General features: G+C 67.9%; 19 protein-coding genes and 1 pseudogene. 12 read left to right on the forward strand and 8 right to left on the reverse strand.

The window, feature by feature from the left end; translation table 11 throughout:
- Positions 1 to 27 precede the first annotated feature (27 nt).
- The 4 genes and pseudogenes from zwf (at position 28) to eda (ending at position 4917) form a co-directional block, all read left to right on the forward strand.
- Positions 28 to 1494 (forward strand): glucose-6-phosphate dehydrogenase, encoded by a 1467-nt coding sequence (zwf, locus tag HNP60_RS15605; protein WP_014077522.1) that lies wholly within the window; start codon positions 28 to 30, stop codon positions 1492 to 1494.
- On the forward strand, positions 1487 to 3322 hold the full coding sequence (gene edd / locus HNP60_RS15610) for a phosphogluconate dehydratase (RefSeq protein ID WP_184155569.1): 1836 nt from the start codon (positions 1487 to 1489) through the stop codon (positions 3320 to 3322). The genes zwf and edd overlap by 8 nt, the downstream gene beginning before the upstream one ends.
- Positions 3319 to 4291 (forward strand): annotated as a pseudogene (gene glk / locus HNP60_RS15615) (glucokinase). Before edd ends, glk begins: the two are co-directional and overlap by 4 nt.
- Complete coding sequence (eda, locus tag HNP60_RS15620; RefSeq protein ID WP_184052964.1) at positions 4288 to 4917, forward strand: bifunctional 4-hydroxy-2-oxoglutarate aldolase/2-dehydro-3-deoxy-phosphogluconate aldolase; 630 nt, start codon at positions 4288 to 4290, stop codon at positions 4915 to 4917. Before glk ends, eda begins: the two are co-directional and overlap by 4 nt.
- 352 nt (positions 4918 to 5269) lie before the next feature.
- On the opposite strand, the gene HNP60_RS15625 is transcribed toward eda, so the two are convergent.
- Entirely contained in the window at positions 5270 to 6103 is an 834-nt protein-coding gene (locus HNP60_RS15625; RefSeq protein ID WP_221414678.1) for a helix-turn-helix domain-containing protein, read from the reverse strand.
- A 191-nt stretch (positions 6104 to 6294) separates the two neighbouring features.
- Positions 6295 to 6765, reverse strand: coding sequence for an SH3 domain-containing protein (locus tag HNP60_RS15630; RefSeq protein WP_184155578.1), 471 nt, complete (start codon positions 6763 to 6765; stop codon positions 6295 to 6297).
- A 139-nt stretch (positions 6766 to 6904) separates the two neighbouring features.
- Here HNP60_RS15630 and HNP60_RS15635 point away from each other — a divergent pair, with 139 nt between their 5' ends.
- The 4 genes from HNP60_RS15635 to HNP60_RS15650 all read left to right on the forward strand — a co-directional run bounded on the left by HNP60_RS15635 (position 6905) and on the right by HNP60_RS15650 (position 10783).
- The gene (locus HNP60_RS15635) at positions 6905 to 7903 is read left to right on the forward strand and encodes a 2-hydroxyacid dehydrogenase (RefSeq protein WP_184155581.1); all 999 of its coding nucleotides are present in this window, start codon (positions 6905 to 6907) and stop codon (positions 7901 to 7903) included.
- 112 nt (positions 7904 to 8015) lie between these two features.
- Positions 8016 to 9284 (forward strand): ammonium transporter, encoded by a 1269-nt coding sequence (locus HNP60_RS15640; RefSeq protein ID WP_184155584.1) that lies wholly within the window; start codon positions 8016 to 8018, stop codon positions 9282 to 9284.
- A gap of 1 nt (position 9285) precedes the next feature.
- Positions 9286 to 10155, forward strand: a complete 870-nt coding sequence (locus tag HNP60_RS15645) for a glycosyltransferase family A protein (protein WP_184155587.1) — start codon at positions 9286 to 9288, stop codon at positions 10153 to 10155.
- A 124-nt stretch (positions 10156 to 10279) separates the two neighbouring features.
- A complete protein-coding gene (locus HNP60_RS15650; RefSeq protein WP_184155590.1) occupies positions 10280 to 10783 on the forward strand; it encodes a nuclear transport factor 2 family protein in 504 nt (167 codons plus the stop codon).
- A gap of 229 nt (positions 10784 to 11012) precedes the next feature.
- Here the strand turns inward: HNP60_RS15650 and HNP60_RS15655 are convergent, their stop codons facing one another.
- The 4 genes from HNP60_RS15655 to HNP60_RS15670 form a co-directional block, all read right to left on the reverse strand.
- The gene (locus HNP60_RS15655; RefSeq protein ID WP_420825252.1) at positions 11013 to 11213 is read right to left on the reverse strand and encodes a DUF2093 domain-containing protein; all 201 of its coding nucleotides are present in this window, start codon (positions 11211 to 11213) and stop codon (positions 11013 to 11015) included.
- Positions 11214 to 11221: 8 nt separating this feature from the next.
- A complete protein-coding gene (locus HNP60_RS15660; protein WP_014077534.1) occupies positions 11222 to 12625 on the reverse strand; it encodes an NAD(P)H-dependent flavin oxidoreductase in 1404 nt (467 codons plus the stop codon).
- 103 nt (positions 12626 to 12728) lie between these two features.
- The gene (locus tag HNP60_RS15665; RefSeq protein WP_184155596.1) at positions 12729 to 13892 is read right to left on the reverse strand and encodes a glycosyltransferase family 4 protein; all 1164 of its coding nucleotides are present in this window, start codon (positions 13890 to 13892) and stop codon (positions 12729 to 12731) included.
- Positions 13889 to 14785, reverse strand: a complete 897-nt coding sequence (locus HNP60_RS15670; protein ID WP_184155599.1) for an alpha/beta fold hydrolase — start codon at positions 14783 to 14785, stop codon at positions 13889 to 13891. Before HNP60_RS15670 ends, HNP60_RS15665 begins: the two co-directional genes overlap by 4 nt.
- A gap of 36 nt (positions 14786 to 14821) precedes the next feature.
- Between HNP60_RS15670 and HNP60_RS15675 the strand changes: the two genes are divergently transcribed.
- Positions 14822 to 16240: a protein adenylyltransferase SelO family protein gene (locus tag HNP60_RS15675; protein WP_184155602.1), complete on the forward strand. Its 1419-nt coding sequence runs from the start codon at positions 14822 to 14824 to the stop codon at positions 16238 to 16240.
- Between the two features lie 82 nt (positions 16241 to 16322).
- A complete protein-coding gene (locus tag HNP60_RS15680; protein WP_184155604.1) occupies positions 16323 to 17753 on the forward strand; it encodes a succinylglutamate-semialdehyde dehydrogenase in 1431 nt (476 codons plus the stop codon).
- 21 nt (positions 17754 to 17774) lie between these two features.
- Here the strand turns inward: HNP60_RS15680 and HNP60_RS15685 are convergent, their stop codons facing one another.
- Complete coding sequence (locus tag HNP60_RS15685) at positions 17775 to 18233, reverse strand: VOC family protein (RefSeq protein WP_184155607.1); 459 nt, start codon at positions 18231 to 18233, stop codon at positions 17775 to 17777.
- Positions 18234 to 18317: 84 nt separating this feature from the next.
- Positions 18318 to 18890: a PEPxxWA-CTERM sorting domain-containing protein gene (locus HNP60_RS15690; protein WP_184155610.1), complete on the reverse strand. Its 573-nt coding sequence runs from the start codon at positions 18888 to 18890 to the stop codon at positions 18318 to 18320.
- A 323-nt stretch (positions 18891 to 19213) separates the two neighbouring features.
- Here HNP60_RS15690 and cobA point away from each other — a divergent pair, with 323 nt between their 5' ends.
- A complete protein-coding gene (gene cobA / locus HNP60_RS15695) occupies positions 19214 to 20005 on the forward strand; it encodes a uroporphyrinogen-III C-methyltransferase (RefSeq protein WP_184155612.1) in 792 nt (263 codons plus the stop codon).
- A complete protein-coding gene (locus tag HNP60_RS15700) occupies positions 20002 to 20298 on the forward strand; it encodes a DUF2849 domain-containing protein (RefSeq protein WP_184155614.1) in 297 nt (98 codons plus the stop codon). Before cobA ends, HNP60_RS15700 begins: the two co-directional genes overlap by 4 nt.
- The last annotated feature ends 1 nt before the right edge of the window (position 20299 follow it).

The raw sequence follows: 20299 nt of genomic DNA on the forward strand, positions 1-20299 counted from the left end.
TCCGCGCCTCGCTAAGATGAGGGTCCCTTGGCCGAAAAATCCACGGTTCTGATTTTGTTCGGGGCGACGGGCGATCTTGCCCATCGCATGTTGTTTCCCTCGCTTTATCATCTGCTGTGCGACGGGCTGCTGCCGGAGCCGTTTCACATCATGGCCTCGGGCCGCACCCGGATGGACGACGCGGCGTTTCGCGACACGATCGCGGAAGCACTCAAGACCTATGCGCAGGCGGAGCTGCTGGACGAGGACCGCATTGCCGGATTTCTCGAGCGCATCGTCTACTGCCCCGTCTCGGCGGGCGATGAAGCGCAGTTCGCCGCGCTGGCGGAGCGGGCCCGCTCGCTCAGCACCGGGCCTGTCGCCGTCTATCTCTCGACGCCCCCGTCCCTCTTCGCGCCGACCGCGCAGGGCCTCGCCGGCGCCGGGCTGATCGGCGCGGACACGCGCATCGCCATGGAGAAGCCGATCGGCAAGGATCTGGCGTCCTCGAAGGAAGTGAACGACGCCATCGGCGCGCTCTTCCCCGAGGAACATATCTTCCGCGTCGACCATTATCTGGGCAAGGAGACGGTCCAGAACCTCATGGCGCTACGCTTTGGCAACCGGCTGTTCGAGCCGCTGTGGAATTCCAGCGCGATCGATCATGTGCAGATCACTGTCGCCGAGACGGTGGGGCTGGAAGGCCGCGTCTCTTATTATGACGGCGTGGGCGCGCTGAAGGACATGGTGCAGAACCACATGCTCCAGATCCTCTCCATCATCGCCATGGAGCCGCCCGCGCGGATGGATTCGACGGCCGTGCGCGACGAGAAGGTGAAGGCGCTGCGCTCGCTGCGCCCGATGGAGCCGGACAGCGTGCGTACCCACAGCGTGCGGGGGCAATATCGGGAGGGCGCGGTGGGCGGCAAGCTCATCGCCGGCTATGCCGAGGAGCTGGGCAAGCCTTCGGACACCGAGACCTTCGTGGCGCTCAAGGCCCATATCGACAACTGGCGCTGGACCGGCGTGCCTTTCTATCTGCGCACGGGCAAATGCATGCCCAGCCGCCAGTCGGAGATCCTGATCCAGTTCAAGCCCGTCACCCACAGCATCTTCCGCCGCAATGGCTATGGCGATGCGCTGGAGCCCAACCAGCTCATCATCCGCCTGCAGCCGGACGAGAATATCCGCCTGTGCATCATGGCCAAGCGACCCGGCCTCGATCGCGACGGCGTGAAGCTGCAGGAAGTCGGGCTCGACGTCAGCCTCGCCCATGCCTTCGCCAACGAGCGGCGGCGGATCGCGTATGAGCGGCTGCTGCTCGATCTGATCGAGGGCGACACGACCCTGTTCGTGCGGCGCGACGAAGTGGAAGCACAATGGACCTGGATCGATTCCATCACGGCCGGCTGGAAGGAATCGGGCCAGAAAGTGGTGCAATATGCTGCCGGGACCTGGGGTCCCTCCGCCGGCATCGCGCTGATCGAGCGGGACGGAGCAAGCTGGTATGACTGACCTTCATCCCGTCATCGCCCGCGTGACCGAGCGGGTCACGGCGCGCAGTGCGGCGAGCCGGCTGCGCTATCTCGACCTCATCGAGCGCGGGCGCGACGCCGGCACCAATCGGGACAAGCTCTCCTGCGGCAATCTGGCCCATGGCTTCGCGGCGAGCGGCGAGGACAAGCCGGCGATCCGCACCGGCCGGGCGATGAATATCGGCATCGTCACCGCCTATAACGACATGCTCTCGGCCCATCAGCCTTATGGGCGCTATCCCGAGGCCATCAAGATCGCCGCGCGGGAAGTGGGCGCCACCGCGCAGGTCGCCGGCGGCGTGCCTGCCATGTGCGACGGCGTCACGCAGGGGCAGGCCGGCATGGAGCTCTCGCTCTTCTCGCGCGACACCATTGCCCTCTCCACCGCCATCGCGCTCAGCCATGCGATGTTCGAAGGCGCCCTGATGCTGGGCATCTGCGACAAGATCGTGCCGGGGCTGCTGATGGGTGCGCTGCGCTTTGGCCATCTGCCGACCATCTTCGTGCCGGCCGGGCCGATGCCCTCGGGTCTCGCCAACAAGGAGAAGCAGCGCATCCGCCAGCTCTATGCCGAGGGCAAGGTCGGCCGCGAGGAGCTGCTGGAGAGCGAATCCGCCAGCTATCACGATGCCGGCACCTGCACTTTCTACGGCACCGCCAACACCAACCAGATGATGATGGAAGTGATGGGCCTGCACATGCCGGGCGCCGCGTTCGTCAATCCGGGCACGAAGCTGCGCAGCGAGCTGACGCGCGCCGCCGTGCATCGCGTCGCGTCGCTCGGCTGGGACGGCGAGGATTATCGCCCGCTCGGCCATTGCGTGGACGAGAAGGCGATCGTGAATGCCGCCATCGGCCTGCTGGCGACCGGCGGCTCGACCAACCATGCCATCCACTTGCCCGCCATTGCCCGCGCGGCCGGCATCCTCATCGACTGGACGGACCTGGCCGAGCTGTCCTCGGTCGTGCCGCTGCTCGCGCGCGTCTATCCCAATGGCGCGGACGACGTGAACCATTTCCACGCCGCCGGGGGCATGGCGTGGATCATCACGGAGCTGCTCGGCAATGGCCTGCTCCACCGCGACATCATGACCGTCGCGCGCGCCGACCTCACCGATTATGGCCGCAGCCCCATGCTGGTGGACGACGCGCTGGTCTGGGACGAGCCGCCCACCGCGCCCGGCAATGACGCGATCCTGCGGCCGGTCTCCGATCCCTTCAGCGCCGATGGCGGCATGAAGCTCCTTGCCGGCAATCTCGGCCGCTGCATCATGAAGACCAGCGCGGTGGACCCGGCGCGCTGGACGATCGAGGCGCCCGCCCGCGTGTTCGCCGGGCAGGACGAGGTCATGGAAGCCTTCAAGGCCGGCGAGCTGGACCGCGACGTGGTCGTGGTGGTCCGCTTCCAGGGGCCGCGCGCCAATGGCATGCCGGAGCTGCACAAGCTCACTCCGCCGCTGGGCGTGCTGCAGGACCGGGGCTTCAAGGTCGCGCTGGTGACGGACGGGCGCATGTCCGGCGCGAGCGGCAAGGTGCCCGCCGCCATCCATCTCTCGCCCGAGGCGCTGGGCGGCGGCCCGGTCGGCAAGCTGCGCGACGGCGACATCGTGCGGGTCTGCGCCGTGGAAGGCCGGCTGGAAGCGCTGGTGGACGAGGCCGAGTGGGCCGCGCGCCCGCAGGCCGAGGCCCCGCCCCCGCCGTTCGACACCGGCCGCGAGCTGTTCGCCCTGTTCCGCCATCACAGCGATGTCGCGGAGGCCGGCGCCTCGCCCATCCTGGCGGCAATGGACCGGGACATCGCGCTGTGACGGAGATCATCGCGGGCCGATGTGGGGGGCACCAATGCCCGCTTTGCCCGCGCCACGCTGGATGCCGATGGCGTGCCCACGCTCGGCACCGTGCGCAAGTACAAGGTGGCGGATTATCCGAGCCTCGCCGCCTGCTGGCGTGCCTATCAGCGCGAGGAAAGCGGCGACCTGCCCGACCGGCTCTCCATCGCTTTCGCCGCGCCGATCGCACGGGAGACCATCAAGCTCACCAATTCAAGCTGGATGGTCCGCCCGGCCAGCCTCGCCGCGGATCTCGGCCTCGCCTGCGTGCGGCTGGTCAATGACTTCGAGGCCGTGGCCCATGCCGTGGCGCGGCTGCCGATGCGCGACCTGCCGCTGCTGTTCGGGCCGGAGAAGCCCTTCCCCACCGATGGCGGCGTCACGATCCTCGGCCCGGGCACGGGCCTCGGCGTGGGGCTTGTCGCGTTCGACGATGGCGTGCCGCACATCGTCGCCACCGAGGGCGGCCATGTCGATTTCGCGCCGCTCGATGCGCTGGAAGGCCGCATCCTCGAACTCCTGCGCGCCGATTTCGTCCGCGTGTCCACCGAGCGGATCGTCTCGGGCCCCGGCCTCAACAATCTCTACAAGGCACTCGCAACGCTCAGCCACGAGCCGGTCACCCTGTGGTCCGATGCCGATCTCTGGGCGGCGGCGCTGGACGGCAGCAATCCGCTGGCCCGCTCCGCGCTGGAACGCTTCTGCCTCTCTTATGGCGCCGTGGCGGGCGATCTGGCGCTCGCGCATGGCCCTCATCAGGTCGTGCTGGCTGGCGGCCTCACCCAGCGGATGCGCGATTTCCTGGTCAACCAGAGCGGCTTTCACAGTCGCTTCACCGCCAAGGGCCGCTATGAAGGGCTGATGCGGACGATCCCTGTCCGCCTCGCCGTCCACCCCGAGATCGGCCTTTACGGCGCAGCCGCCGCCTGGCGCGAGAAGAAAGCATGAGCATGACAGTCGATGATGTGATGGCGCTGGCGCCGGTGATCCCGGTGTTGATCGTGGAGCGCGTGGCCGATGCCGTGCCGATCGCGCAGGCGCTGGTCGCGGGCGGCCTGCCTGCGCTGGAAGTGACCATGCGCACACCCGTGGCGCTGGAGGTGATGCGCGAGATGGCACAGGTGCCCGGCGCGGTCGTCGGCGCGGGCACGGTGCTCAATCCCAGGATGCTCGATCAGGCGCTCGAAGCGGGCGCCCGCTTCATCGTCTCGCCCGGCCTTACCGAACCGCTCGGCACGGCCGCGCGCGCGGCCGGCGCGGCGCTGCTGCCCGGCGTGGCGACGGCGGCGGACATCATGCGCGGGCTCGATCTGGGCCTCGAGCGCTTCAAGTTCTTCCCGGCCGCGACCAGCGGCGGCCTGCCCGCGCTCAAGGCCCTCGCCGCGCCGTTCCACATGGCCCGCTTCTGCCCCACCGGCGGCATCAGCGCCGACACCGCTGCCGACTGGCTCGCCCAGCCGTTCGTCGGCTGCGTCGGCGGAAGCTGGGTCGTCCCCAAGGGCACGCCCGATCCCGCGCAGATCGAGCAACTCGCCCGCGAAGCCGCTGCGCTGCCTCGGCCCGCACGGGGCTGAACGACATTCGGCCCCAGGGCTGATCGCCATTTATTTCGTCCGTTGAACGGGCACCCTTCCTGCCAATATTCTCGTCATGCTGAACTTGTTTCAGCATCCATCGTGCCTTGAAGCTCAGGGCTCGGACGCGAAATAGATGCTGAAACAAGTTCAGCATGACATTCTCCAGGGAGGCAAACGCGCTCCACAGGTTGAACGGCGATTAGCCCTAGGGCGGATCGACATTCAGATGATGGCGTGGCGAAAATGGTGGTTTTTCGGGACCCGGCGCGCAGCGTACTCAAGGTACGTGAGCACCGGAAGACCGGGAAACCGCCATTTGCAGGCCGCCAGCGCTGAATGTCGATTAGCCCTAGGCCAGCCCATCGGCGCGCAGCTTTAGCCCCGCCGTGAACAGCGGCGTCGTCACCTTGTCGAACTGTCCCGGCGTCAGCTGGAAGAAATGGCGGAACTCGCGATTGCGATGGCTCTGGTCGAAGTAGCGCAGCGCCGCCAGTTGCTCCGCGCTCGGCTCGCTGAAGCCGCGCATCGCCTGCGCCATGTCGAGGAAGCGGCTGCGGCGCAGGATGACCTTGGGGCTGTGGCCGAAGCTCGCATAGCACTGCCGCTCGAACTGGCGGACCGACAGGCCGACCTGCTGCGCCGCCCGCGCCACGGGAATCGTGCTGTCCTCGCGCGCGATCTTCTCGAAGGCCGCCATCGCCGCCGAGGGCGGCGGGCCGCAATAGGTCGCGAGCCGCAGCCGCAGCACCCGCTCGATCGCCTCGACGACGGCATGATCGTCCGGCGCCGCCGCGACATCCCGGTAGAGCCGCTCGCCCAGATCGCCCCATAAGCCCATCAGCGGCCGCGCGCCGTCGGCGATCAGCCGGGCCGGCTCGGCGAAGAGGCTGGCCCAGCCGCCCGGCCGGATGGCGACGCCGACGACCAGAAACGGCCCGCGCACCCGCACGCGCCAAGGAATGCCGTTCGGCCCCATGAGCGGGATCGGCCCGAAGTTCGACCATTGGTCCGGCCCGGTCTCCGCTGCCCAGTCGCCCTGCAGCAGGATGCGGATGATCGCCGTCTCGGACATGAGCTTGTCGATCAGGACGAAGTCGTCCGGCAGCGGCGCATGGAAGACATAATGGCGCCGGACATAAGCCGCGAGATCGGCCGACGGCGCATAACTGCGTGACAAAAGCATCCGTGCCCACCCCACCCGGAAACCCGTCTCCCGGTTCTTGCACCGGGGCGCGGCCGGAGCAACAGCCTTGTCGGCGGATCGCGACGAACCGCAGCCGTCGGGATGACGCCGGTCAGGCATCGCCCCGCGCGCGTGGCTTTCGGCCGCAGCGAAACCGCCCCGCCAGCCGCGTCATGCGGACGATCGGGATGCTACTGGATCGCGCCCCACAGGCTCTGCGCGGGCACATAGCCGCGCTGGTTGCCCACCGCCACGGAGCACCAGCCGTCCGAGCAGCCCGAGACACGGCCCACCACGCCCGGCTCCAGCCGGTAGAGCAGTTTCGCGCCCGCCGAGGGTCGCTCGCGCATGTCGGCGATGCCGCCGCGCACGATGGCGGTCGGTTCGTCCTTGAGCAGGCGCACATGCATCCAGCCCTGCGTGCCGTCAGGGTCTTCCACCTTGCGCCAGTTCGAATAGACTTCCACCACCTTGAGCGGCAGGTCGCGGCGCTGGTAGATCCAGCTTGCCGGATAATCGAGGCTGGGGCCCACGCGCATGCGCGCCTCGCCCTTGGCCAGCGAGGCCCAGTAAGGCACCCGCTTGCCGGACTGCGCGTCCGCGCTTCCCCCGGCGGCGACGATCAGCATCGCACAGGCCAGATGCGCCCATGGTCGCTTCATATCTCGTCGCCCTCCCATCATCGCCCACATGTTCACCTTCGCGCTTTGCCACGCGCGCCGCGCCCCTTCAACCGTCCCGCAAGGGTCGGACGCATTTGCCGCTTGACCTCCGCCCGCCCGCCGGAGCATGCGCGGCCTCATGACCAGGCGCCCCCGGCCCGCCCGACCCCGTGTCGTCGTCACGCGGCAGTTGCCGCAAGCGGTGGAAACACGCATGGCCGAGCTGTTCGACGTGCGCTTCAATGCCGCCGATCACCCGATGAGCCGCGCCGAACTGCACGAGGCGATGCAGGCCTGCGACGTGCTCGTCCCCACCGTCACCGACGACATAGACGAGGCCCTGATCGCGCAGGCGGGCGAAGGGCTCCAGCTCATCGCCAATTATGGCGCGGGCGTGAACCATATCGCGCTTCCGGCCGCGCGCGCGAAGGACATCATCGTCACCAACACCCCCGGCGTGCTGACCGAGGATACGGCGGACATGACGATGGCGCTCATCGTCTCCGTCCCGCGCCGCCTCGCCGAGGGCGAGAAGCTGGTGCGGTCGGGCCAGTGGACCGGCTGGAGCCCGAGCAACATGCTGGGCCATCGCATCGGCGGCAAGGCGCTGGGCATCGTCGGCATGGGGCGCATCGGCCAGGCCGTGGCGCAGCGTGCCCGCGCCTTCGGGCTCTCGATCCATTATCACAATCGCCACCGGCTGCCCGCCGTGCTGGAAGCGCAGCTGGCCGCGACCTGGCATGCCGATCTCGACGAGATGCTGGAGCGCATCGATATCCTCACCATCCACACGCCCCTCAATGCCGAGAGCGTGAACCTGATCGACCGGCGCCGCATCGGCCTGCTGCGCCGCCATGTCTATCTCATCAATGCCTCGCGCGGGGGCATTGTCGACGAGGAAGCGCTGGTGGAAGCGCTGGAGCAGGGCCGGATCGCCGGCGCCGGGCTGGACGTCTGGACGTTCGAGCCGCGGATCGATCCCCGCCTGCTCGCCCTCCCCAATGTCGTCATGACCCCGCATATGGGCTCGGCGACCTTCGAGGGGCGGATCGCCACCGGCGAGCGCGTCATCACCAATATCCGCATGTGGGTGGGCGGCGACAGGCCACCGGACCAGATTCTCGAAGGCTGGGTGTAAGAGAAAACACAGAAAGCTGCGCTAGGAGTGCCTGCAGGGATGCGCTTTTTCCTGTGCCTCCCCGGAATTCGCCTTTGCGATTTCCGGCACAACAGCGGAGCGGAGCGGAGCGATGGCGAAGAGAGTGACAGGCATGAAAGCGGGGGCCGCGCTGCTGGCGTTGCTGGCCGCGCGCCCGGCGCTGGCGCAGCCACCCGGCGCGGACAGCGGGGACAATGCCTGGCTGCTGGCCGCGAGCGCGCTGGTGCTGCTCGCGCTTCTGCCGGGTCTGGCGCTCAGCTGGGCCGGCGTCGTGCGGGGGCGCAATCTCCTTCCGGTCTTCACGCAGGGCTTTGCGAGCGTCGCCGCGGTGTCGCTGCTGTGGGCCGTCGCGGGCTACAGCCTCGTCTTCGCGCCCGGACCGTCCATGATCGGCGGCCTGCAGAATCTGGGCCTTGCCAATCTCGCCGAGCTGCGCCTTGGCACGGCGGTGTCAGAGCCCGTCTTCGCGCTGTTCCACATGATCCTTGCCGCGCTGGCGCCCACGCTGATGGTCGGCGCGCTGGTCGAGCGGGTGCGGCTGGGCTGGCTGGTGCCCTTCCTGCTGCTCTGGTCGCTGTTCGTCTATGTGCCGGTCGCGCGCTGGCTGTGGGGCGGCGGCTGGCTCGCGCAGCTGGGGACGCTCGATTATGCCGGGGGCATCGTCATTCACACCACGGCCGGCATCTCCGCGCTGCTGCTCGCCATTCTCATCGGCAAGCGCGCCTATCCCGCACCCGTCGCGCCGCACAGCCCGGTGCTCAGGCTGGCCGGCGCCGGTCTGGTCTGGGTCGGCTGGTTCGGCCTCACCGGCGGGTCAGCGCTGGGCGCGTCCGCCGACGCGGGCTTCGCGCTTCTCAACACCCATCTGGCGGCCGCGGCCGCTGCCTTGTGCTGGATGGCCGCCGAGCGTATCCGCCACGGCGGCACCGGCCTTGCGGGCTTTCCGACCGGTGCCCTTGCCGGCCTTGCCGCCGTCACGCCCGCCGCCGGGCTGATCGGCCCGATGGGCGCCATCGGCCTGGGCGCGCTTGCGGGCATCCTCTGCTTCGTCATGGCCGATCTCGTCCGCCGCCGGTTGGATATCGACGATGCCTCGAACATGTTCGCCGTGCACGGCGTCGGCGGCATGCTGGGCGCGTTGCTGGTCGCACCGCTCACCGCCGTGGCGCTGGGCGGCGTCGGCTATGGGGATGACAGCGGCGTGCTGGTGCAGCTCGTCGCGCAGATCGTCGGCGTCGCTGCCGTGCTGCTCTGGACGACCGTCGTGACGCTGCTGCTCGCGCTGGTCGTCTCGCTGTTCCTGCCGATGCGCGTCCCGGCGGAGATGGAGCGCGGGACACCGGACCCGGCTGCCGGCTGACATGGCAGGCACGGCCGTCGCCATTTTCGCGCATGACGAGCAGCGCCGGATCGCCGCGTGTCTGGCGAGCCTGCCGCTCGACCGACCCGGCACGGTGTTTCACTTGCTCGTCAACGGTTCGACGGACCGGACGGCCGCCATTGCCCGGGCGATCGCCGCGCGGCATCCGGCGCTCATCGTGCATGAATGGCCGCAGGGCGGGAAGGCGCGGAGCTGGAACCGCTTCGTCCACGAGCTGCTGCCGGCCGACATGCCCGAAGCCGTGATCTTCATGGATGGCGACGCGGAAATCGCGCCCGGCTCGTTCGACGCGCTCATTGCCGTCCTGCGCGATCGGCCGCATGCCAATGCCGTCGCGGGCCTGCCGTTCAATGGCCGCCGGCACCGCGTCTATCAGGCCTTGCTGCGCGAGGAAGGCGGCCTTTTCGGCGATCTCTATGCGCTGCGCGGCGATTTCCTGCGCCGCCTGCGCGCGCGCGGCCTGCGGCTGCCCGTCGATCTGGTGGGTGACGATGGCCTTGTCGCCGCATGGGCCGCGACCGACCTCGGCCCGGATGCCGACTGGGATCGCGCGCGCCTCGCGCATGCCGATGCCGCCGGGTTCCTGTGCGAGCCCGTCCGCTTGCTGAGCCCGCGCGGCTGGCGCCTCCAGTATCGACGGATGGTCAGCTATGCCGTCCGTCATTTCCAGAACCGCATGGTCAGCCGGATCATGGGCACGCAGGGGCCCACCGGCCTCCCCGAACGGCTGAGCAGCCTCTATGCCGGGGAACTGCCGGCGATGAGGCCGCGCCCCGGCCTCGCCAATGCCCTGTTCGACCGCCTCGCGCTGCGCCGGATGGCACATGCGGCGATGACATCCAGATCCTGAATAGCTCTCCGGCCTCGGGCTGATCGACCGCCCCGTTGCGGAGCTGCGGCGCCCCCTGTAGACCGGCCATGTTCGACAATGGCCGCCACAGGCCGGCGAACATCCAACAGGAGAGGCCCTGACTATGATCCGACCATCCCTGACGGCGCTGGCCGTCCTGCTCGCCATGTCCGCTCCCGCCGCCGCGCAACCCCCTGCGGATGCGGACATCCTGCGCGAGACGCACGACCGCGTCGCCATCACCGAACTCATGTGGAATTATGTCCGCGCGATCGATTCGCTCAATGAGGAGGCCTATCCCACGGTCTTCACGCCGGACGGCTCCTTCGGCGAGGCCAAGGGGCCGGCGGCGCTGCGCAAGATGGTGGCCGATCTCAAGCACAGTCAGGCCGAGCGGCGCGCTAAGGGCGAGACCATCCCGGCGATGCATCACATCATGAGCAATGCCCATATCGAGTTCATCGACCGGGACCATGCCCGCTATCATTATTACTGGATGACCGTGTTCGCCGGATCGCCCTACACCCAGCCGCCGCGCCTCGCCGCCGCCGGCCGGGGCGTGGACGAGGTGGTGCGGTTGAACGGCAAATGGCTGATCCGCTCGCGCAACGTCGCCCCCACGGACTGACGGGCGCCGCGGACGCGCCGGGCGGGCGGGAAGCCGCCAAACGGCGCCTCCAACACTTCGAATTCAAACGATTGGACCCGCGCCTGCGCACGCGCGGGCCTGTCCTGTTTTCGGGGCCGATGCAGCCCGGCGCCGGCCCGCGCTCAGGCCCGGATTTCCGTCCTTTCCGGCAGCAGGCAGGCCCGAGGCCCGACCTTCGCTTTATGTGTCCTGAAATGTCCGGAAATGCTCAGGACGTAGCGAGGGCCCGGGTCGCTTCCAGTGCGCTGCGATAGGCTTCCTGCCGGGCTTCGCTCCAATAGGCCAGTTCGCCCAGGGGGATCTCCGCGCCGCTCACAGCGCAAATGACGAACCGGCCAGGCCGAAGCACCTGATAGTCCGCCGCGCGGTAACGCAGCAGGGCAAGGCCGGGCATGTCTGGCGCGCGCATCACGGACATCAATCCCCGGTCAGGATACGGTCGACGAGCTGCTTCACCGTCGGCACGAATCCGTTGGAATAGAAGGGGTCCTGCTTGAACCGGTAAGCGCTGTGGCCGGCGAACAGGAGATTGCGGTCGATGTCGCCGCCATGGATCGCGTTCTGCAGGGCCTTCTGGATGCAGAAGCTGCGCGGGTCAGCGAGGCGCCCGGTCGAGAAATCGTCATGGTCCTTCCAGGACGAGAAGGCGCAATGGGAGAGGCAGCCCATGCAGTCCGTCTGGTCCTTGCGGATTTCCGCGCGTTCCTCGTCGGTGACGAAGACCAGCGTGTTGTCGGGCGTCTTGAGCGCGTTGGTGAAGCCCTGCAGCACCCATTCGCGGGCCCGCAGCAGGTCATTGCGCGTCACCCAGAAATTGCGGCCCTTCACGCCCACGTCGAGCTGATGGGTGTGGTCGCCCGCTTCCTCCATCGAGAAAGCGATCTGCCGCTCCGAACGCGCTTCGAGCTCGCGCAGGAAGGGATTGCGGATCGCCGAGCTGTAGAAGCCCGTCGGCGAGAAGCGGTGGAGCAACACGTCCCCTTCATCGAGCGTGGTCAGCTTGTCCTTCCACGCCTGCGGGATCGGGCTCTCCTGCGTGAGCAGTGGGCGCGTGCCGAACTGGAAGGCGATGGCGCCCAGCTCGGGATTGTCGATCCAGTCGTTCCAGTCGCGCAGATGCCAGACGCCGCCGGCCATGACGATCGGCACATCGTCGCTGATGCCGCCTTCCCGCATGGTCTCGCGCAGCGCCTTCACGCGCGGATAGGGGTCCTCGGGCCGCGTGGGGTCCTCGGCATTGGAGAGGCCATTGTGCCCGCCGGCCAGCCAGGGGTCCTCGTAGACGACCGCCGCCAGCCATTCCGCCGCCTTGTGATAGGCGCGCTTCCACAGCGCGCGGAACGCACGGCCGGAACTGACGATCGGCAGATAGCTCACATTGTGCTGTGCCGCGATCTCGCTGAGCTTGTAGGGCATGCCGGCGCCGCAGGTGACGCCGGAGATCATGCCCTTGGTCCGCTCGAGCACGCCTTGCAGCACGCGCTGCGCGCCGCCCATCTCCCAGAGGACATTGATGTTGATGGCGCCCCTGCCGCCGGCGATGTCGAAGGCGCGCCGCACCTGCTGGACCGCGCCGTCGATGGCGTACTGGATCAGCTCCTCATGGCGAAGCTGGCGTGTGCGGCCGTGATAGATCTGGGGGATGATGTTGCCGTCCAGATCATAGCTGTCGGCATTGACGGCAGAGACAGTGCCGATGCCGCCGGCCGCTGCCCAGGCGCCCGAGCTCATGTGATTGGAGACCGCAACGCCCTTGCCACCTTCGATCAGCGGCCACACTTCGCGACCGCCATAGACGATCGGCTTCACGCCCTTGAACAATTGAAACTCCTTAGTCGCCCGTTCGCGCTCCGCCCCCGGAGCCGCGCGAAACGCGCCCATAACAGCTTTTCGTTCGCACGGGTGGCTTAATTTGCCACAAAGCTCAGATCAATGCCAGTTCGTCCCGGATCGCCCCGCCGTAGAGACGCGCATAGTGCTGGAACATGACGGCCTCGTCGAAGCACTGCATCGCCCGGGCCCGATTCGCTTCGCCGATCCGCGCGCGCAGCTCCGCATCGGCGGCGAGCTCGCTCAACGCGGCCGTGAAATCGTCAGGATCGTCCAGCGCCACGATGAAGGGCCGATTGCTCGCCGAGACCATAGCGGAGATATCGCCCACGTCCGTGGCCACCACCGGGAGGCCGGCCGACATGGCTTCCGCCAGCGAGATGGGAAACTGCTCGCTGTCCGATGACAGCGCGAAGATATCGAAGGCACCCACATAATCCTGCGGGCGCGGCAGGAAACCGGGCAGCAGCATGTCGTCCATGCCCAGCGCCGCCGCTTCGGCCAGTATGGCCTCGCGCTCCTCGCCTTCGCCCACGATGACGAGGCGTACCCGGTCCCGCAGGGGTGCCACGGCGCGCACCAGCCGCCGCAGGTTCTTGACCGGGCGCAGGCCCGCGAGCGTGCCGACGATGAGCCGGCCATCCGGCACCAGCCCGGGAATGGCCGTGGCCGGGCGCTTGCCCTGGTAGGACGCCACATCGATGCCGTTCGGGATCTGCCGGACCTTGCCGGCGCTCTGGTGCCACTCGCGCTGGGCGATGCGGGCAAGCTGGTTGGAGGGCACGACCAGCGCATGGGCACTGCCCAGCGCGATCCGGCGATAGCGGTTGCGGAACTCGCTGCGCGTGTTCGCTTCATCCTCGTTGAAGCCGTCCTCATGGTGGATGAGCGGCGGCAGGCGCTTGACGAGATGGAAGAGGCGATGGGCCATCACGCCGTCCATCGCACCCCAGTTGAAGCTCAGGATGAGATCATAGCCCCGCATGGCCCGCGCGAGCGCCATGTAGCGGGGCGGCAAAGGCGGCCCGAACAGCGGAGGCGAAAAGAGAAACCGCACCGGCACTTGCGAGTCGATCCCGGCCCGCGCGCCCGTCGCGTCCGGATCGCCGATCAGCAGGTCATGGCTGGCTCGCGCGCCCCAATGGTTCATGAGGCGCACGACACGCGCTTCCTTGCCGCCCTGATCGAAGGTGCCATGGAGCTGCAGGATGCGGATCGGCCCCGTCCTGCCGGCCTTGCAAAGCGCCGCGCCGATCATGAGCGCGCCGTCGCGTCGGCGGGCAGGCGCGAGAGCACCTTCGCGAGGAAGGCGTCGATGGCGGCCATCGCGTCCGGCTCCTCGAGTGTCGGGGCATGGCCGACATTCGGCACGGTCACCAGTTCGAGCTGCGGCAGCCGCGCCTGCATCGCGGAGGCAGTCTGCGGCGCCAGCAGATCGCTCAGCGCACCGCGCACCAGCGTCAGCGGAATGTCGCCGAACGCCTCGAAGGCCGGCCACAGGTCGAAGCCGGCTTCGCTGCCCGGCGCGCGAAAGGGCTCGGCGATGCGCTGGTCATAATCCAGGACGATCCGCCCCTGGCTGGTCAGCTTGTAGAGCCGCTTGGCCAGCCGCAGCCAGTCCTTGAGCCGGTAGCGGGGATAGATCATGCCCTGCACCTCCGCCACGCTGCGGGCGGCATGGACCCAGGTGGGGTGATGATTGCCCGAGCCGACATTGCGGCGGATGCGCTCCAGCCCCTCGGGCGCGAGATCGGGCCCGATGTCGTTCAGCAGTGCGCCGGCAAGGCAACCCCGCCGCGTCGCCGCCATCAGCATCAGCATGATCCCGCCGAGCGAGGTGCCAATGCCGACCAGCCGGGGCACGCCCAGCTCATCGACGAGGCGCAGCAGGTCCTGCAGATAGACGAGCGGCACATAGCTCATCGGGTCCTTGGCATAGGCGCTTTCGCCCCGGCCGCGCAGCTCCACGCAGATCACGCGCCATTCGCCGGAGAGCCGCTCGGCAACCGGTTCGAAGTCCCGCGCGTTACGTGTGAGACCCGGCAGACAGAGGATCGGCGGTCGATCCTGGCCCTGCGGACCGGGATAATCGCGATAATGGAGGCGCAGGCCATCCTGCGACCACCAATATTTGTCCTCATATCCCGCCAAGCTTGATCCTTTTCCCCGGAGCGTCCATATCAACCCATGGAACACAGCCTGCAAGCCAGCAATTACCGCCCGGAGCGGAAGATCGACGAAATTGCCGACTTCATGGCCGATGCGGTCAGGCCGGCCGACTTTCCCGACCATGTCCTGCGCTTCCGCAATGATCGCGCGGCCGCGACCGTGGGCCTCGCGTCCCTCGACGATGCAAGCTGGATCGACCATTTCGGCCGCTTCCAGCCCTTGCCGCAGGCCCAGCCGGAGCCGCTTGCCCTGCGCTATCATGGCCACCAGTTCCGCGTTTACAATCCCGATCTGGGCGATGGGCGCGGTTTCCTGTTCGCCCAGCTTCGCGAGGAAGAGCTCGCCGGCGGCCGTCTGCTCGATCTCGGCACCAAGGGCTCGGGCCTCACGCCCTACAGCCGCACGGCGGATGGCCGCCTGACGCTGAAAGGCGCCGTGCGCGAGATCCTCGCGACCGAGATGCTGGAAGCGCTCGGCGTCACCACCTCCCGCAGCTTCTCGGTGATCGAGACCGGCGAGGCGCTTGTCCGGGGAGACGAGCCCTCGCCCACCCGGTCGGCCGTGCTGGTGCGCCTGAGCCATGGCCATATCCGCATCGGCAGCTTCCAGCGGCTCGCTTATCGCGGCGAGCGCGATCATCTCGTCCGCCTCATCGACTATTGCCTGCGTCATCTGCTGGCCCGGGAGCCGGGCCCCGTGCCGGCACTCACGCTGCTCGATGCCGTCGTCGAGCGCACGGCCGATCTCGCCGCCAGCTACATGATCGCCGGCTTCGTCCATGGCGTGCTCAACAGTGACAATATCGCGATCACCGCCGAGAGCTTCGATTATGGCCCATGGCGATTCGCCCCGCGCTGGCAGCCCGGGTTCACGGCCGCCTATTTCGACCAGAGCGGCCTTTATGCCTTCGGGCGCCAGGCCGAGGCGATCCACTGGGACGTGGCGCAGCTTGCCCAGTCGCTCGCCGAACTCGCCGAAACGGATGCGCTGGTCACATCGCTGCGCCGCTTCCCGGAAATCTATGTCGCGCGCATGAGCGAGCGCTTTCTCTGGCGCCTCGGCCATGAAGCGCCCGATGGGGAGAGCGCGCAGGCCTTCGTCATCGCGGCGATCGGCGCCCTTCAGCAAAGCGACGTCGCGATCGATCGCTTCTTCTTCGACTGGCGGCACGGGCCACGCGCGGATGGCCCCTATGTCGGCACGCCGTGGGAGACTGTGCGCGACGCCATGGCGCCCCTGCCCCCCCGCCCGGGCGCCCTCCATCACGACTACTGGCGTGGCGGCGCGCCTTGTTCGATGCACATCGACGAAGTGGAATCGATCTGGAGCGCCATTGCCGGACGGGACGACTGGACGCCCCTTGCCGCGAAGATCGATGCGGTCCGCGCGATGGGTGCGGCCCATGGCGCACCGCCACCCGGCCCCGGGCGCATCTGACCCGGCCAATTTCCCGGATTCTCTGCCTCGACTCCCCGGGTCGTCAACAGGCTGGCAACCAATTCGGGCGCATAGCCCGGCCATGTCGCAACCCATCAGATCCTTCGAACCGGCAACCGGCCACCTGCTCTGGGAAGGGCGGCCGAGCGACGTGGCGGCGCAGGTGCAGGCCGTCGCGCGCTGCTGGCCCGCCTGGGCTGCCATGCCATCCTCCTATCGCGTCGAAACGATGCGGCGCTTCGCCAATGGCGTGCGCGCCGAGGAGGACGCCTTCGCCGACCTCATCGCGCGCGAGACGGGCCGCCCGCTCTGGCATGCCCGGGACGAAGTGACGGAGCTGATCCAGCGAGCGGACAAGGCCATCCACGCCTGTTCGGAGCGCACCGGCCAGCGGCGCCTCGAAGGGGCGCTGGGCGCCCGCATGGCGCTGCGGCACAAGCCGCACGGCGTGATGGCCGTGATCGCACCGCATGTGTTTCCCGCCCGCATCCCGGCAGACCATATCGTCCCGGCCCTGCTGGCCGGCAATGGCGTCGTCTTCAAGCCCTCCGAGAAAGCGCCGGCAACGGGCGAGATGCTGGTGCGGCTCCTGCACGAGGCGGGCGTCATCGAGGATCTTGTCCAGTGCGTCATCGGCGGCGAGACCGCGGGCGCGGCGCTGGCCACGCACGAGGCCGTGAACGGCGTGCTGTTCACCGGCTCCACGCACACAGGTCTCGCCATCGCCCGGCGATGCGCGGCAAACCCCGCCCGGCTGGTGGCGCTGGCGATGAGCGGCAACAATCCCCTTGTCGCCTGGGATACGCCGGACATTCCCGGCGCCGCGGCGCTGATGGTCCAGTCCGCCTTCGGCGCGACCGGGCAGCACTGCCTCTCGGCACGCCGGCTCATCGTGCGCGATACGCTGCGCGGGCCGCTGGTGGAGGAAGTGAAGTCCCTCGCCGACCGGCTCATCATCGATCACCCCCATGCGGCGGCCACGCCCTTCATGGGACCGGTCATCGACATGCAGGCTGCGGACGGCCTCACCGAAAGTTTCCTCTACCTGATGAGCAATGGCGGGCGGCCGATCAAGCACATGCAGCGCCCGTTCGAAGACCTGCCCTTCGTCACCCCGGCCATGATCGACGTGACCAACATGAAGGAGCGCCCTGACCTCGAGCTGTTTGGTCCCCTGCTCCAGATCGTCTCCGTCTCGCGGTTCGAGGAAGCGATCGCGGAAGCGAACAACAGCCGCTACGGCCTGTGCGCGACGCTGGTCGGCGGCAGTCCGGATCTCTACGATCGCTTCTGGTCAGCCAGTCGCGCCGGCATCGTCAACTGGAACCGGCCCTCCTGGACCAGCGCGCCCAATGCGCCGATCGGCGGCATCGGCCTCTCCGGCAATCATCATCCCGGCGGCCACTACAGCGCGGATCATTGCGCCTATCCGGTCGCCTCGGCCGAGATGGAGCAGCCGCGCGCCGCCATCGGCGTGGGCTTGCGGCAGATCGAGATCGTGGCGGACCGGTAAGGCGACGCCCGGCCGGACGCTTCAGTCCGTTCCCTTGCCCGCGCGTTCCCGGGCCAGCCGGGCACGGCGCTTCTCCTTCTCCACGAAATGCATCGCTTCCAGCTTGAGGCCATCGGGATCGAGGAAGAAGACGGCATAATAGCCTTCGCCATAATCCGGATAGTCGGCCGGCGGATCGACGATGCGGACGCCCTGTTCCAGCAGGAAGGCGTAGAGCTCGTCCACCTCCTCTCGGGAGGCCAGCTCGAAGGCATAATGGTGGAAGCCGATATCGCCCGTGTGGTGCGGATGGGCCCTGCCGGCATTGTCCGCCTGGGTGATCCAGAACATCGTCTCCCAATTGTTCCAGCCCACGACCTGCCCGAATTCCCATTCGCGCACGAAGCCCATGAAACCCAGAAGCGCATCATAGAATCGCTTCGAGCGGGTGAGATCGCTCACCCGGATGGCGAGATGGTCGATGCCGACGACGCGGACCATGATTGCCTCCCCAAGGCTTTACCCAAAGAAAATGCCGCCGGTCCGGGACCGGCGGCATCTTATACACTATCGGTGCGAGAAAATTCAGCCGAAGCTGACCTTCAGCGAGTTCTGTCGCCGCAACGCATAGCCCACTGCCCCGAGGCCGGCGAGTATCATTCCCCAGCTTGCCGGTTCCGGAACGACCGTAACCGGGGGAACCGCAGCGCCCGGCCCCGTGATGACCAGCGCATATTTGCCGAAGTCGAAGTTGCCGAAGCCCGTCGTCACCGCGAAATAGGTGATGCCTGTCATCAGCGAAATGCCGGTGAAGCCGGAGATGCCGATCGCCCCGAAATCGTCATTGCCGGCCACCCCGTTGGCAAAGGGCGCCAGCGGGTCGAAGGAACCGGCATAGAGGAACAGGTAGTTATCCCATGAATCCTCGGCGTCAGCCACTTCCAGAAAGTCATAGGAACCCGAAACGGTAACGGTGAAGCTGTCCACGACATAGGCAACGTCCGTCCCGACAGCCGACAGGTCCGAAAAATCAGCAAGCGGCCGGTTCCAGGTCGGCGCGCCTTCGGTGGTTCCCTCGAAAATGGTGATGGCCGCCTGCACGGGGGCGGCTGCGAGGCCGAGCAGAAGCGCTCCGGCCAATCCTATGGTCTTCAACATGTCTAGTCTCCCACGCCTGATGCACAAAGGCCCAGAGGCGCCTCTCCCCAAACATGCTTCGTTGTCCCGAAGATCTCTGGTTTACCATGTTTCCGCAGCGCAACGAAGCGGCAAAATGCAGCGCAAAGTGGGAATATCCGGGGGCTGATCCTGCACAGGCACCATTCTGCCGCCCCCTGTCATGACGCACGCGCAAAAAGCCCGGAACCATCCGCGCCGGGAGGCTGCCGCCCGACCCTCATTTTTCCGGGCAAAGTTTCGCTACGAGCGCCTAAAGCAAGCGTCGGTTGCGGGTGGAACCCCGCGAACGCATTTAGAGGTACATGGCGAATCTCGTCCCTTCCCGACCGGGCACGGTCTATCTCGTGGGTGCCGGCCCCGGTGATCCGGAGCTGCTCACGCTGCGTGCCGCGCGCCTCATCGGCAGCGCGCGCCTCATCGTCCATGACGGGCTGGTCGACCCGGCGATCCTCGCGCTTGCACCGGCAACCGCGGAACTGATCTCGGTCGCCAAACAGCGCTCGCGCCATTCGATGAAACAGGACGCGATCAATTCGCTGCTCGTCGCCGAAGCGCTTGGCGGGCGGGACGTCGTACGGCTGAAGGGCGGCGACCCGTTCATCTTCGGGCGTGGCGGCGAGGAGCAGGATGCCTGCCGCGAGGCGGGCGTGCCATGCGAGGTCGTGCCCGGCATCAGTGCGGCGATCGGCGGCGGCGCGAGCGCGCGCCTGCCCCTCACGCATCGCGACGATGCCAGCATCGTCAGCTTCGTCGCCGGCCAGTGCAAGGGCCTTTCCGGCCAGAACTGGTCCGGCCTTGCCGGTGCGGGGCGGACGCTGGTCATCTACATGGGCCTCGCCACCGCGCAGGACATTGCCGAGAAGCTGATGGCCGACGGCCTCTCGCCGCACACGCCGGTGGCGATCATCGAGAATGCCACGCGGCCGGGGCAGCGCGTGCTGCGCACCCTGCTTGCCGATCTCGGCGATCTTGTCGCCCGGGCAGGCGTCCGCAGCCCGGGCCTCATCGTCGTCGGCGAGGTGGCCTTGCGCGCGGATGCCGTCGATTGCCTGATGCGCACTCAACCTGACAGTCTTGGAGCCATGCAGCCATGAACATCCTTACCGGCAACGACCTCGCGACCGGGGACGTCATCTGGTGGACCGGCGAGGACTGGTCCCTCCATGTGGACGATGCCGTGGACGTGGGCGACAAGGGTGAGGAAATCGCCCAGGCGCAAGCCGCCGCCCGCAACGTCGTCGTGCCTTATGTCATCGAGGCAGAGCGTGACGGCACGGGCATCCGCCCCGCGCACATCAAGGAACGCATCCGCGCGCTCGGACCGACGGTGCGCCTCGATCTCAGCCTCAAACCCGCCGACCCTTCGGCCGGCAACTGGGTGATCTGAC

The organism is Sphingobium lignivorans (assembly GCF_014203955.1).
GTDB classification, from domain to species: domain Bacteria; phylum Pseudomonadota; class Alphaproteobacteria; order Sphingomonadales; family Sphingomonadaceae; genus Sphingobium; species Sphingobium lignivorans.